The sequence below is a fragment of the Psychrobacillus sp. MER TA 171 genome, from assembly GCF_023713305.1.
GTDB lineage: Bacteria > Bacillota > Bacilli > Bacillales_A > Planococcaceae > Psychrobacillus.
Genome location: NZ_JAMAWN010000006.1, coordinates 48,950 through 64,410 on the forward strand (window position 1 = coordinate 48,950; position 15,461 = coordinate 64,410).

Genomic DNA, 15,461 nt, shown 5'->3' on the forward strand with positions numbered 1-15,461 from the left:
CTCTGCCCCGACAGGCAAATGGAGAAAAGCGAAGAGGCAGCTCCTCAGCCACCGCAGTTTTTATCCATTTGACCCCGAGGGGCAAGGCGATGGAGCTAGACATCAAGAAAAGCGCAATCGCCTGTCTCTGCCCCGACAGGCAAATGGAGAAAAGCGAGGAGGCAGCTCCTCAGCCACCGCAGTTTTTATCCATTTGACCCCGAGGGGCAAGGCGATGGAACTAGACATCAAGAAAAGCGCAAGCGCCTATGTCTGCCCCGACAGGCAAATGGGAAAAAGCGAGGAGGCAGCTCCTCAGCCACCGGAGCTTTTATCCATTTGACGCCGAGGGGCAAGGCGATGGAGCTAGACATCAAGAAAAGCGCAACCGCCTATGTCTGCCCCGACAGGCAAATGGGAAAAAGCGAGGAGGCAGCTCCTCAGCCACCGGAGCTTTTATCCATTTGACGCCGAGGGGCAAGGCGGTGGAGCTAGACATCAATTTTTCCACAGGTTCAGAACTTTATAATTTCTTAACAATAAAAAAATCGTGATATCGACTACTATCACGATGAGGTCTACTAATAGCCACGGCTAAAAGAAACTAGAAAATGGTTCCTTACTTATGTTTTGACGGAATAGAGTTCCGTCTGGGGATTGCTATGTATTTGTGCTTGGGTGGTCGCGTTTTCTTTAAAATCATCCACTGTAACGTTAGTTGAATTTTTTGTTTTACATGGGTAATACGCATAGAATGTAACCTTTTGTCTGAATTCTTCATTGTTACATGTTGATCGTTTAACCCCAATAAGATCGCTCCTTTACGATTGAATGTTTCTACATTCATCTTATAAAGATATTATGAAAATAATATAGGCGTTATGTTTAGAGTTTGTAAATGTTTTCTTTAGCCAATTTTATTGTAAAAGCAATGTGCGAATTAAAACGCATCAAGATAGTTCAAAATGCACTAAAAAAATGAGCTGAGATATTTTCTCCAAGCTCATTTTAATATGATTTCCTTTTTACTAAATTAACCTCCATTAGTTGAAAAAGGATATATATTTTTTAAGATTTTTTGGTTAAAAGTGCGAATTCTTTATATAATAGTTCTTTAGTATCCTCATCTTTATAGATGGTCAGCAATTGTTGTATTCTTTCTAATTCACATTCATAGGGGCGCTCCAAATAAAAAAGACAAATTGCTTTTCTTTCAAAAAGGAGTGCGGATGTTTTCGGACGCATTTTATGTAAGAAGTTAATTTCGGTTTCTTCAAGTAAAATCAAACACTCTTCAAACATACGCATTTCAATATAATGCAATGAAAGGTCAATGCGAAAATAAACATATAAATATGATACATCGTAAGGAAAATTATTATATTTTTCGAGCCTTCGTTCCGCAGTTTTTGTTATCTCTATTGCAATTTCGAACGGAAAAAGAAATAGAATGGCATTTAATAATTCAAAATCGTTAATATACCAATCATCTAAAATTTGCAACTGTTCCCATATAGGTGATACCATTTGGCGGGCTTTTGCTAAGTCATTTTCTTGTTGTAATACAATAAATGTTTCATAGATAATTTGTAAATAGTAAATATATTGATCCTCAGGATATTTTGTTAAGTAACCTTTTACTTCACTTAGCATTTGTTCTAAGTTTGGAGTATTAGCTATTTCTAAGGAAGTAAAAGCTTGAATAAGTGTTTCTCTATCGGTTAATTGATAGTTATTTAGGATATATGAAAACTCTTGTAAACTAATATTCACTTTTGAGATCAATGGGATAAATTGATTGAAATTTATGGTTAGTTGCGACTTCTCAATTTTACTGTACGCACTTTGAGTCATAATACCTTTTACAATATTTGCTTGTGTAAGCTGGCGGCTTTTCCTAATTTTCTGAAGTGTACGACCAATATCCAATTATCCACCTCCAATATTCTATATGGAATAAATTGCTTTAAGTCTATTGAACAACCTTATACTAAAAATGTAAAGAGAATTCAATAGAAACAAGGTGAGCAAATGAGAAAGTACATTATATTGTTAGGGAGCGTTTTATTATTAGCGGGATGTTCAGAATTTAATCAACCTATTTCAAGTGAGCATGAAGGTATTTGGAATCAATATATAGTGTGGCCGATTGTAAGTGTAATTCAAATTGTAGCAGAGTTTACAGGCAGTTATGCGGGGGGCATAATACTCGTTACAGTGCTAGTGAGAATTTGTATATTACCGTTATCATTAAAACAAATGAAAAGTTCGCGAGCTATGCAGGCATTGCAACCTCAATTAAGGGAACTTCAAAAGACCTATTCACCCAAGAATGAAGAGACGCAGCGACAATACCAACAGGAAATGATGAAGTTAATGCAAAGTACAGGTGCTAATCCAATAGCTGGGTGTTTGCCAGTACTTATTCAAATGCCGGTATTACTTGGTCTTTATCATGCAATTAGTCGAATGAACGTCACACCTATGTATGAGTTAGGTTCTATTTTTAATGTTCCTTTAGCAACCTCAAGCATCATTTTTGCGATTTTAGCAGGAGTTATGCAATATATAGTAGTGAAAACGGGACCAACATTAAAGGCAAATTCTCAAATGTCTTTTATGCAATATCTACTACCAATCATGATTATGATATTTGGTTTTATAGCTCCAGTAGCAATCACATTATATTGGATTATAAGTAGTTTCATTTCAGTCTTACAGAATCTTTATCTATACAAAATTCTTTATCGTGAAAACAAAGATGTATCTTTAATAAGTGAAACTAAATAGCATAATAAGTATGAAAAATAGTCGTTTTAGAAAGTTTTCAAAGACTATTTTTCTTTATTAGAGATTCTATAATTTGTGGAATTTTTTCAAACCCTCGTGTGGTAATATGTCATTACTTACTGTTGTTAATCTAACGTTAGTCCTTGTTGCACTAACTGCGTAATTTAGTTCAAGTGAACATTCATAAACAATACAACCTCGCGAAATATCCATCCTAGTTCTCTAACATATCCATAAAAAAAAGATTGTAGACATCTCGAATTTCTCCAGAGCTGTCTACAATCTAAATATTTTCCCACCTTTAAATCTGGTGGCTTTAAGACTATTATCTCCTACCTCATTAAAACTAACAAAATACAAAATATATCTAGTTTTCTTCTGACTCCACCACGTCATTCTTTCTATAAAACAACGTATTAGCTACTGTTTGGAAGCCTTGTTTTTCGTAAATAGAGAAGGCAATATCATTGTCCGTTTCTACGTCCAAATAGACTTGTGTCTTCCCAAGTTTATAAGCTTCATGCTTACACCAGCTCAATAATGCCTTGGCTACTCCTTTGCCCTGCGCCTCTTTATGCACACCTAAGCCAGTTATCCAAAGCTGATCTTCATTTTCTACAATGGTAGTTGTGCCTAAAACCTTTCCTTCTTGCTTAGCAAGCATTAGCTTGCGGTTCGGTGTTTGCAGGTTAAAGGCAATCATTTCCTGTGCCTCTTCTGCTGTATCCCCAAAAGCATTTTCTAGAACTTCTATTAGCTCTTCACCTTCATTTTGAAAAGGCGTCACTTCAAATGGACTATCCACTTGTATTGAATCTGCATTAGCAACCATCGTAATTTCGGAAAGCTCGTATGAATAACCCCGAGTTGCCAGCATATATTGTCCCGTCTTTGCAACGCTTGCAACTAACGCTATATCTCTAGAGGCTCCTCTTAGCTCTAAATTTCTTTGTAGTTCTTGCAGCAGTTTTCCTCCAATACCTAATTTGCGGGCACTTGGAAGAACGACAGCGCTCCATTCGTAATCTAAAGTAGCTAATCTATCAACAGCAGTTAATACTCCAACCAATTGATCCGATTCGTCGCTATATGCTAAAATACAAAATCCCTTTAAGAAATAATCTGTTAGCTCTGACGTATTTAATAAATGATTGTAATCAATTAAATCGATATGAGCAGCTTCCTCTATTAAGTTTTCCATCTCTTCCCGTGTTTCCATATCAATTGGAATCGACACAGTCATGACTGATATGTCCAAGTCCATACTTCCCTTCTAAATCTTTGAATTCATAAGCATACTATAAAAACGACCTTGCGCATTTATAAGATCCTCTTGTGAACCTGATTCTATCAGCTTTCCATTTTCCATGACAAATATTAAGTCTGCTTTTCTTACCGTATTTAATCGGTGTGCAATCACAAAGCTTGTTCTGCCTTCCATTAATCTCTCAAGAGCCTCTTGTATTTTCAATTCCGTAACTGTATCAATACTTGAGGTTGCCTCATCCAACAGCAAAATTGCTGGATCTGCGACTAATGCTCGTGCAATAGAAAGTAGCTGTTTTTGACCTTGACTGATTTCTCCACCGTCTGCCGAAAGAATTGTATCATATCCATTTGGAAGCTTGGCAATAAACTCATGAGCATTTGCTTCTTTAGCAGCCTGGATAATCTCTTCATCTGTAGCATTGAGTTTTCCATAACGAATATTTTCTTTTACACTCATTTCAAAAAGGAAAGGGTCCTGCAATACAAAAGCCGTTTGGCTACGTAACGTATAGCGAGGCATTTGGTCGATTGCGATACCATCAATTATAATTTTCCCTTCATTTGTCTCGTAGAAGCGGGCTAACAGCTGCATAATAGTTGTTTTCCCTGCTCCGGTGGCTCCAACTAGCGCCGCTGTCTTTCCTGCCTCTACATGAAAGGAAACTTTTTCAATCGTAGGCTTTTCATCTTTTGTATTGTATTTAAAAGTTACATTCTCAAAAGTTACATTACCCTTCAATTTCAAGTCTTTATTTTCCATTACTGTATCCTGCTCTTCTGGCTCATCAATAATAGCAAAAACACGCTCCGCACCAGCAATTGCAGAAAGTACAGTGTTGAATTGATTGGCTAAATCGTTTAGAGGTCTTGTAAATTGGCGGGCATACTCTGTAAAAATAACTATCTCCCCGATTGAAACATATCCGTGGTATGCAAGGACACCCCCAGCAGCGGCAACTAATGTAAAACTTGTATTGTTCAGCAGGTTCATTACTTTAGGTATGAATCCTGAGTATGTAAGCGCCCAAAACCCTGTTCTTTTCAAGCGTTCACTTTTTAAAGCAAAATCCTCTAGCATCCGCTGCTCCTGTGAAAAGGCTTTGACGATTCGCTGGCCAGAGATTGTTTCTTCAATCATCCCATTCAATTCTCCAACCGCCTGCTGCTGCTCCTTAAATAATTTGGATGTTCGCTTAGTAATCCATTTCATTGCAAAGAACATCACTGGAACAATAATTAGCGTAACCAAGGTTAGTAATGGACTCAACATGAGCATCACCACAGTTGTTCCTACTAATGTTAGTAAACTAGAAAATACTTGGATAAAGGAAGAGTTTAAGGTTTGGCTGACATTTTCAATATCATTTGTCATTCGACTCATCAGCTCTCCGTGCTGACGCTTATCAAAAAAAGAAACAGGTAGCTTCTGAAGCTTATTGAATAGTATAGTTCGTAGACGATAAATAGTTTGCTGCGCTACACCAATCATCCAATAACTTTGTAAGTACATAGAAATAGATAAGAATATATAAACAACAATTAGAATGCCTATTAAGCGTGCTAAGCCTTCAAATACACTTACTGTAATATATTCATCAATAATTCTCCCTACTAAATAAGGGCCTAACAAGGATAATGCAGAACTTACTACTACTAATAGCAAGACAACGATTAGTAAAAATCGTTGTTCATCTACTAGCTTCCATAACCTGCTAAGTACTCCTTTCCAATCAGATACCTTTTCTACTTTCTTTTTGTTATTTTTCTTCAAATCTTCCTTTGTAATAACCGGTTCATAGCCAAAAGGTTTACGAATGAAGCTCATCTTGTTCGTCCACCTCCTGTTGCGATTCTGCAATCTCTCTGTACAGCGAAGATTTTTTCATAAGCTCCTCATGCGTACCATATGCCGATACCTCTCCATTCTCTAAAAGAAGAATTTGATCTGCTCCTTTAGCAGTTCTAATTTTTTGAGTAATTACGAGCATAGTGGCATTTTCTCCTTCTAATGCTTCCCACAATGCATTTTCTGTAGCAATATCCAATGCACTAGTACTATCATCTAATAGTAAAATTTCTGGTTTACGTACTAAGGCCCGCGCAATAGAAAGTCTTTGCTTTTGCCCTCCAGACAGATTAACGCCTTTTTGACCAACTCTAGTGTTGTATTGCTCTGGGAAGCGTTCAATCGAATTGTGTATCTGTGCTTGCTTTGCAGCTTCCCTCAATAGATCCTCCGTAGCAGTGGAGTCTCCCCATCCAAGGTTTTCCTCTATACTACCGGTAAAGAGAATAGATTGCTGAGGAACTAACCCAATCACCTGTCTAAGTTCTTTTAATGGCCATTCCTGTACTTCTTTTTCATTGATAAGAATTCGGCCTTCTGTTGCATCAAAGAAGCGAGGAATTAGATTTAGCAGGGTCGTTTTTCCCGAGCCAGTGGCTCCCATAATGGCAAGTTTAGATCCTGGTTCAACAGTAAAGGAAACGTTTTTAAGTACTGGTGCGTTCGTTCCTGGGTATGTAAAGGAAACGTTTTGAAATTCTAGCTTACCAATAGTAGAAAGATGCTCAGTCATTCCACCTTCAAAATTTTCTATCCCTTCATTCACCAGCAGTACCTCCTCCATCCGTTCTGAAGAAGCTTTTGCTCGGGAAAAGAATATAATGATGAAAGAAAACATAGAGAATGCACCTGTCATTCGCATAGCGTAATTGACGATCGCTACTAACTCTCCAATTTGTGCTCCACCCGTTTGGATTTCCTTAGCGCCAAACCAGAGAACTGCCATTAAGCTTATATTCATAACAAATAGCAGGACTGGGAGGATCAATTCCATAATTCTAAAGGCCTTCACATTATCCACCTTTAAAATGTTAGCTACCTTTCCAAAACGACTAGCTTCAAAATCTCCTCTTAAATAAGCTTTAATCAATCTTACTGCTTGTAAGTTTTCTTGAATCTTACGAGTTACATTATCTACACTTTTTTGTACCTTAGAGAACAAGGTCAGTCCTTTTCTGCTCATAAAATAAAGAAAAATTAATAGAAAAGGAGCACCAATTACTAGATATAGGGCAAGCTTTGGATGAACAATGAACGACATGATAATACTTCCTATTACTAACAACGGTGCTCTAAGCATGATCCGAAGACCCATAAAGAGAAGATTCTGAGTAATAGTAACATCACTTGTTAATCTAGTAATTAAACTAGAAGTCGGAAACTTTAAGAATGTAGTCATTGTAAAAGATTGAACTTTTCTAAACAAAGCCTGTCGAATATCAAAGCCATAGCTCTGTACAGCATGCGAAGCTATAAAAGTATTAATGATACCAGCTAAAAAGGCAACGAAAGAAAGCCCTAGCATGATACTTCCCCAGAAAATAATAGATGATTGATCTCTTCCAACAATTCCTTCATCTATAATAACTGCAATTAACAGTGGCTGAATGAGCTCTACGGACAACTCAATCAACATAAAAAGTAAAGCTGTTACTACAAGCCATTTATAAGGCTTTAAATAAGAAAATATGGTCTTCACATAAAACACTCCTAAATTCTTCGTCACTCGAACTAATTACTGTAAAACCTATTATGCCACATCCCTACTATAATAAATAGAAAAAAATTAATAATCTGTTTATTTTAAAGATAGGGTACTGTAATACCCTAATGTTAGATTTATTTCTTCTTTTTAAAACGATCCCACTTAAGATCACCTGCTACTGAGAGCCAAGTCACAAATACTAGCATGACTAATACCCCTGTATACTGCCAGCCTCCTAATATTTGCCCAAACCAAAATACCGAGATAATCATTGCTGTCAAAGGCTCTATGCTGGATAAAATACTCGTTTCTACCGCTGTTATGTATCTCATACTTGATAGGAACATAACAAAAGCAATCGTTCCCATTAAAACTATAATTACTACAAATATGATAATAGGATAACTCACCAATTCGCTCCATTCATTACTATTCCAAACTTGAGAGAGTAATGCTAAAACAATACCTCCAATAAGCATTCCCCAGCCTACTACAACTAGTACCCCCCACTCCTTCATAAGTCTTGCTGGATATACCGTGTATATAGAAAAGGTAACCCCCAGCAGCAGTCCCCAAAACAATGCTTCATTACTTATTAACAGCTGGTTTATGTTCGCATTGGTCAGCAATAAAAATAAGCCTAGCAATGTTCCTATTATTCCAACCACCTGGTATTTCGGAGGAAAAGTCTTACCCTTCCAGGAAACATATATGATGATGTAAATAGGTCCAAGAAATTGAAGCAGGGTTGCTATAGATGCATTACTGGCTTCAATCGCAGCTATAAAAGTATATTGCACTCCGAGCATACCCAGTAAAGCGAAGATAAACAATTGCTTCAACCAGACGGGTTCTTTCCATATAATAAATACCTTTTTCTTTTGAAATTTTAAAAATCCTAAAATACTAGTCCCTGCAACAATTAGCCTTACAGTTAAGAAAAAAGACACACTTAATTCGCTATTATGTAGGACCCATTCCATCATGGGACCTGTTGCGCCCCAAAGAATAGACCCAATAATAATTAAAATTATTCCCTTTGACCTTTTCATATTGATTTCCTCCTTCATAACTCAAATATTTAGTAGGTATTTTAGTCTATATTTAATTATTTTGTGAATATATTGTTCTATGCTAATGACTATATTATCTATATTCTGTATAATTACTATTAGATAATTTTTATGGGGGACTGACGATGTATCTGCAGGAAAAACAACTGGATTTAAGTGAAGCTGTGTTAAATCATATACCATACCCAACCTTTTTAACAGATGAGGATGGTCATATCGTTTGGTGGAGCCAAGAAGCAGAAAAGCACTTTGGATATACTTCTGAAGAAGTAAAGGGTTCAAATTTACCATTTTTTAATGATTATACTCATGGTCACCTTATTGCCAAATGGGACAAAATTATCGCGAAAGAAGAACCAATTCGCATTAATTCAGTAACATTGTATAAAAAAGATAAACAATTATTAAAAACATCGCTTATACTAAAATCCCTAACTATTCATGATATAACGTACGTCTTATTTCAATTTGATACCGATCAAATAAAAAGTTCAGATCAAACAGCATCATTTGAACTTGAAATCTTGAAGAAAGCTTTATCCCATAGCTTTATGGTTCTCTACCTTGATAAGGAAGGATTGATCATGCACGCAAACGATCTTTTTCTTAAAAAGAGTAATTGGACCCCTAAAAGAATCGTGGGTAAATCCTTTTGGCAGCTCTTTCCTAACACGTCTGAGCATATTGCCGTAGCAGATGAAATAATGAACTCGATTCAAAAAGGCAGTACTTATCAAGGTACAGTAGAAAAAATGACTAAAGACGGGCTCAGCTATTGGGTCGACCTTATAGCCATTCCAATTACGGATATTGAAAATAATACGCTTTACTATATTCTTTTGGAAGAAGAAGTTACAGAAAAAAAATTACTACAAACCCGCCTAGAAGAAATTGCTTATGTAGATGCAGAAACAGGTCTGATGAGTAGACATCGTTTAGAACAAGTTGTTAACGAGCATATCGAGGAACAAAAGAACTTTTCATTTGTTTTTATAAGCATCAATCAATTTTATACGTTAAAAGAAATACTAGATGTTGAAACAGAATCCTTCCTAATGATAGAGCTAACAAAAAGATTAAAAATCTACTTTGAAGATTCTATTATAGCTCGAGCGGGCAGAGATGACTTTGCCGTAATCACTCCACTAAGCGATTGGTATATTGAAGGGTTCATACATTTCTTAAAACAAAACCCAATTTATGTGGAGAACAAGGTTATTCCAATAACCGTAAGTGGAGCAATCACTAGATTCCCTGAAGATCAACAGACCTATTTACATCTTTTAAAAGCAACAAATACAACGCTTCAAAAAGTAAAATTAGAGGGCGGGGGAATCATTTCATCCCTTTCTCAATCGGATCATCATAAGCTTACCAGATCCCTACAAATTGAAAAAAGATTAATAGAAGCACTCAACCATAATGACTTTCATGTTATGTATTTACCTCAACGTGAAGTGACTTCTGGGAAAGTTACTTCCGTAGAAGCTTTAGTTCGTTGGGAAGATGAAGTTCTTGGAGTTATTAACCCAGACGAGTTGATCCCAATAGCAGAGGAAACCGGACTTATAAATGAAATAGGTATGTTTATGCTAGAAAAATCCTGCGAACAAGCTGCAATCTGGCAAGAAAAAGGCTTATCCGTTAAGGTAAGCTATAACTCTTCCATAAGAGAATTTAGAGATAAAAATATGGTCAAAGCGATACGTGCTGCGTTAAAAAAATATAATTGTTCCCCAGAATTATTACAATTAGAGTTTACAGAGAAGTTTGCCTTGGAAGCTGAGGCAGAAAAAAATATTGTGAAGCAAATGCAGACGCTCCATCAAGAAGGAATAACTTTTGCATTAGACGATTTTGGTACGGGCTATGCTTCCTTAAGATATTTACAGTTGCTACCAATAGGCAAACTGAAAATAGATAAATCTTTTGTAAATTCCATCATGCAACAAGAAAAACTTCAGCAACTGATCCAAGGTTTAATCCATTTTGGACAGTCTCTTGGCGTGAAGGTTGTTGCAGAAGGCGTAGAATCTAAGGAACAATATAATGCACTAAAGGATATGGGTTGTGATGCAGTTCAGGGCTACTATATTAGCGAACCAATTACTGCAGATCAAGTTGAAAAGTTAATTAGATCTACAGAAAATGTATAATAGTAAATATAAAGAAGAGGTCTTGAATTGCTCAGGACCTCTTCTTCTATAGTATAGCAACATAGATAATTACACCTTAACCTTATTATATGGATCGTCATACGCTCCCCTACTTACAGCTCTATAAGCATTCCAGAGGTAGCTAGATCAATATTTTCATTTCCTTCATTTCTAGCACTTTTCAGTAGGTTTTCTAAATCTCCGTAGTGTGGAAGATGTGTTAAGATCACTTTTTTTGCTTTAGATTGACTAGCTAGAAGCCCTGCCTCCTTTGAATTCATATGTCCAGATGAACTTCCATCCATATCCTCATATAAACTACTTTCTACAATTAGTAAATCAGCTTCCTCAGCAAAATCAATTAGCTCCTTCATATAACTTGTATCTGATGTATACACTATTTTTGTATTTTCACTTTCAATTTTGATGCTATATGTTTCGACCGGATGGATATTTCTCAAAAAGGTGAAAATAAAAGGTCCAATCTGTAGCTTACTTCTTTCATCAAATGAGGAGAATTTCGAGTATTCTACCTCCTCTACTCTTCTTTTCATCTCCTCATCATAAGGTCCATAAATTTGCAAATGCTCATTTGCTCTACCAATCTTCGTGTTAACTAATCTTGAAAACAAATACGCACCAAGATCACTATAATGATCATAATGATAATGAGACAAAACGACATGATTTATATCATTGAGGTTTATATATTTCTGAACTTCCATTAATACTCCACTTCCACAGTCTACTAGCACAGAAAAATCGTCTTGTTCAATCAGATAGCCTGAGCAAGGTCCATTTTCTTTTGGAAACCCTCCCCACATTCCAATTATTCTACATCTCATATGAAGCTCCCCCGTTTCTTTTTCGTCCTATACTTTTTCGTCACTTCTCCTCACACTTCCTCTTTTATAAAAAAAAGCAGCTCCCAAATATATAATCTCGGGAGCTGCTTTGAGTAATCTTCTTATCCACGCCCTTACAAACTGGATGGATTATTGGTTCAGCTAGGGTTTACTTTCTTCTTCCTCAAAGTCTGTAGCCATATTTGCGTTATGATTTCAGCGAACACAAGCCCCATTGCAACCGCTCCGGAAATCATTAAGGCAAGCGCAGCATATTCAACAGCTGTTCCGTAATCTTCCTCGACTACATTTCTCATTGCGTTATAAGCAGAACCACCTGGAACAAGCGGTATAATACCCGCAACACTAAATATAATCATTGGCATTTTAAATTTTTTCGCCATTATATGCGCAACAAATGCAATAGAGAATGCACCTGCAAAGGTAGAAACAATGGGATCATCGTTGTAATATCTCATAGTCGAGAATACAAGCCAACCTACCATACCAACTAATCCACAGTAGATGAGGGATTTTCTCGGCGCATTAAAAATCACCCCAAATGCAGCAGCTGCTATAAAACTTATGATACCTTGTAGAACAAAAGTCATCTCGATCCCTCCTTATAAAGATAATATAAACGCCACTCCTGCTCCAATAGCGAAAGCAGTTAAAAAAGCCTCTGCTCCCTTGGATAGTCCCGACATAAAATGTCCTGCCATTAAGTCTCTGACTGCGTTTGTTATAAGTAAACCTGGAACAAGAGGCATTACCGAGCCAATAATAATCTTGTCGATTTCAACGCCATATCCATACCGAACGGAAAGTGTGGCAATCGTACTAATAATGAGTGCAGCAAAAAATTCGGCAAAGAATTTGACTCGCGTTTTTCTCTCCAATAAATCAGCAACGGCAAAACCTATTCCTCCAGCAACCATCGCATGAGGCACATCTATTAAAGACGCCCCAAATAACCATAGGAACGCTCCTGATGCAACGGCCGATGCTGCAATTCGAATCCAAAAAGCAATCATTTTATGATCTTCATCTATCCTTTTTAATTCTTTATATGCTTCTTCCAAGCTTATTTCTGCCGTGGCCAATTTACGAGAAACGGCATTTACAAGAGCAATCTTTTCCAAATCTGTTGTTCTATTATTCACTCTAACTAATCGTGTTGGAAGATTGTCTTTTCCACTAAAGAGGATTCCAGTTGGGGTAACGAAACTTTGGGATTGGGTTAAATCCTGAGACAAGGCCATTCTGTCCATTGTATCCTCTGCTCGGTATGTCTCTGCCCCACTTTCCATCATCAATTTACCAGCAAGTAAACAGCATTCTACCGCTAGCTCATAATCCGTTTTCATTGCCGTTCACCTTCCTTTGTCTTCAAACCTTTTTTTGTTATTTATTTCCCTTATAAGAAATGTTTAATCTAATATAACATTTACCTTAGTTAATTTCATAAATAGCCTACTAATTCTTTCAACTTGGAGGGCATTACTTCATAAAAAAATGAAGTAGGCCAAAGAAAAAAGTGTTAAATTGACTAATGTCGACTTAACACTTTTTTCTATTTTACCACCACTATGCACCACATTAGAGCCACAATTTGTGAAGGTATTACACCATTTATTAAATTTAATAAGAAAGAACACCCGTTTCTTTGAATGTATCCAATTGATAGCTTTTCATTTCCTTCATTCCAATTGTAAAGATGGAGTTATTCGAGTAAATCAGTCTGTGGATCATCGTTCCCCATTCCTCATATTGCTGTGCTTGGTTATCCTTGTTAAGTAAACTTGCCTTTAGAACAATTCCTTTTTCGGGCGTTATTTCATAGATGAATGCCCCATCCTGTTTATAGCTACTATATTCCTGACCTTCTTCTTTTTCATAAATAGTCACTGGGAAACCATAAAGATTCTTTTCATTATGTTGGAACAAGGCATGGTGATCATATTGAATAGGAGAATAAGTTCCTTGTCCTCCAATCACCTCTGTATCTACTTCCTTAGGGCTGTCAAAATCACTAACATCAAATAAAGAGATTTTCATACCTTCCGTTTGTATAATAGGCTCCTTACTACCAACAGGTACTATAGATGAAGTTTCGTAACCAAAGCCGATTAAATGCTTTTCCCCTAGAGGGTGTAAATAATTACTAAATCCAGGAATCTTTAATTCACCTAGCACTTTTGGGTTAGTAGGATTGGCAACATCAATCACAAACAATGGGTCCGTTTCTCTAAATGTCACCATGTATGCTTTGTCCCCCATAAACCTTGCCGAATAAATTCTTTCTTCCTTTGCTAATCCTGTAATAGACCCTACCATGTTCATTGTTTCATCTAAAATGAATAGATTATTCTCGGAGGGATTATTTTGATCCCAAAGGTTTCCTGTCGTGGTAACTGTTCTAAAGTAACCGTTATGCTCATCCATCGAAAATTGGTTAAGAATTGTTCCGGTTAACGTAGCAGATCCTACAAAATCAACTATCGTATCTTTAATCGAAAATTTATATACCATTGTATCCAATTGCCCTGGTCCCCATAACCTTTTACTCATAGTAGTGGCCTCGTCATTCTTATAAATGGCAGAAGTTAGAAACAGGCTTTCCGTGGACATATATAATTCCTGGCTACCTCCAAGAAAGCTCCTTGTTTTAACCTCGTTCACTAATGGTTCCGAAATGTTTAGAGCTGTAATAACGGTGTAGTTACCATCCAATGAATCAGGTAATATCGATATTTGCTCATAATCCAACGGTTGAGCTTCTTTGTCAGTCTTTGAATCATACGTAAATGGTCTTAACTCCATATCATCATTTTCTTCCATCGCCCAATATCTAGGCATAATAGTAGAAACGATATAAAGCATATTTCCCTTTAAACGAACCCCATTCGTATATCCCTCAGAGGCTAGCTCCCTGATTAGCTTAGGAGCTTTAGGATTAGAAATATCATAAAGAAAAACCCCTGTCATACTTTCCCAATCAGGATCTATTCGTGGTGCCGAATCTGTAGCTTCCAATGTATGGTACATGTTCTTTTGTCCAATCACTAATAACAGTTCTTCTTTTAATAATAGCTGACTTGGATAAAAGGATTCTGTAAATTGGATTTTACTTTCTTGCTTCATATTAGAAGGATTTTCAATATTATTAATAACAACTTTGTTCTCACTAATTACAAACACATGAGAACCGTTTGTCTGAACAATATCCGCCTCTTCCACTCCTTTTACCTGGTTATTAGTAGTGGAGTAGTCTGCAGTTCCACTTGATTTGTCTTCTGCTGCTGACATTTCCATGGTTTCTTCCGTGACTACATTTTCTCTTGTACTCATAACTAGCTTAAAATAATCCTCAAGCTCTCCTCGCGAATGTACCACTGGGAGGCTTTCTTGCACCTCAAATGTGTATTTGCTTTTTCCTAGACTAAACTTTTCATCGACATGGAGTGTATACTTTCCGTTTGATAGTCCGGATATTTCAAGGGACTTCCCATTGTTTTTTAGCTGAAAGTCTGCCTCTATCCTAGCATTCTTATCATCGGTTACATACACCTCTCCTTTTTCCAATACATCTTTACTTACACCCTTTGAAAATTCTGCTCTAAAAACCTGATTGGATAACACAAAGCTTTGTGCCAATACTTTTTGATTGGAAAAATAAACCCAAGCCGAACCCGCTGTTAGACAAAGGGCAATAGCTATAAATGTCACGATCCACCTTCTCATTTTCAACTTCCTTTCTTTTACATTAATTAATATATTAGACCGTTTTTCTGGTTA

11 protein-coding genes are annotated in these 15,461 nt (G+C 36.7%); 2 read left to right on the forward strand and 9 right to left on the reverse strand.

Annotated elements, in window-relative coordinates; translation table 11 throughout:
- Positions 1-1,047 precede the first annotated feature (1,047 nt).
- Complete coding sequence (locus tag M3627_RS07630; protein WP_169359005.1) at positions 1,048-1,908, reverse strand: hypothetical protein; 861 nt, start codon at positions 1,906-1,908, stop codon at positions 1,048-1,050.
- A gap of 102 nt (positions 1,909-2,010) precedes the next feature.
- Here M3627_RS07630 and yidC point away from each other — a divergent pair, with 102 nt between their 5' ends.
- The gene (gene yidC, locus M3627_RS07635) at positions 2,011-2,769 is read left to right on the forward strand and encodes a membrane protein insertase YidC (RefSeq protein WP_251553516.1); all 759 of its coding nucleotides are present in this window, start codon (positions 2,011-2,013) and stop codon (positions 2,767-2,769) included.
- A gap of 367 nt (positions 2,770-3,136) precedes the next feature.
- On the opposite strand, the gene M3627_RS07640 is transcribed toward yidC, so the two are convergent.
- From M3627_RS07640 to M3627_RS07655, 4 genes are all read right to left on the reverse strand, one after another.
- Positions 3,137-4,033: a GNAT family N-acetyltransferase gene (locus M3627_RS07640; protein ID WP_251553517.1), complete on the reverse strand. Its 897-nt coding sequence runs from the start codon at positions 4,031-4,033 to the stop codon at positions 3,137-3,139.
- A gap of 9 nt (positions 4,034-4,042) precedes the next feature.
- The gene (locus tag M3627_RS07645) at positions 4,043-5,863 is read right to left on the reverse strand and encodes an ABC transporter ATP-binding protein (RefSeq protein ID WP_169359008.1); all 1,821 of its coding nucleotides are present in this window, start codon (positions 5,861-5,863) and stop codon (positions 4,043-4,045) included.
- Positions 5,847-7,583 carry an ABC transporter ATP-binding protein gene (locus M3627_RS07650; RefSeq protein ID WP_251553518.1) on the reverse strand — a complete coding sequence of 579 codons (1,737 nt, stop codon included), beginning with the start codon at positions 7,581-7,583 and terminating at the stop codon, positions 5,847-5,849. The genes M3627_RS07645 and M3627_RS07650 overlap by 17 nt, the downstream gene beginning before the upstream one ends.
- Positions 7,584-7,723: 140 nt before the next feature.
- On the reverse strand, positions 7,724-8,641 hold the full coding sequence (locus M3627_RS07655) for a DMT family transporter (protein ID WP_251553519.1): 918 nt from the start codon (positions 8,639-8,641) through the stop codon (positions 7,724-7,726).
- 146 nt (positions 8,642-8,787) lie between these two features.
- On the opposite strand from M3627_RS07655, the gene M3627_RS07660 reads away from it, so the two are divergent.
- On the forward strand, positions 8,788-10,818 hold the full coding sequence (locus M3627_RS07660) for a sensor domain-containing protein (RefSeq protein WP_169359011.1): 2,031 nt from the start codon (positions 8,788-8,790) through the stop codon (positions 10,816-10,818).
- A gap of 113 nt (positions 10,819-10,931) precedes the next feature.
- On the opposite strand, the gene M3627_RS07665 is transcribed toward M3627_RS07660, so the two are convergent.
- From M3627_RS07665 to M3627_RS07680, 4 genes are all read right to left on the reverse strand, one after another.
- A complete protein-coding gene (locus tag M3627_RS07665) occupies positions 10,932-11,663 on the reverse strand; it encodes an MBL fold metallo-hydrolase (protein WP_169359012.1) in 732 nt (243 codons plus the stop codon).
- 158 nt (positions 11,664-11,821) lie between these two features.
- Positions 11,822-12,274, reverse strand: coding sequence for a threonine/serine exporter family protein (locus M3627_RS07670; RefSeq protein WP_169359013.1), 453 nt, complete (start codon positions 12,272-12,274; stop codon positions 11,822-11,824).
- Positions 12,275-12,286: 12 nt separating this feature from the next.
- Positions 12,287-13,030 (reverse strand): threonine/serine exporter family protein, encoded by a 744-nt coding sequence (locus tag M3627_RS07675; RefSeq protein ID WP_169359014.1) that lies wholly within the window; start codon positions 13,028-13,030, stop codon positions 12,287-12,289.
- 274 nt (positions 13,031-13,304) lie between these two features.
- Entirely contained in the window at positions 13,305-15,407 is a 2,103-nt protein-coding gene (locus tag M3627_RS07680) for a beta-propeller domain-containing protein (RefSeq protein ID WP_251553520.1), read from the reverse strand.
- Positions 15,408-15,461: the final 54 nt, after the last annotated feature.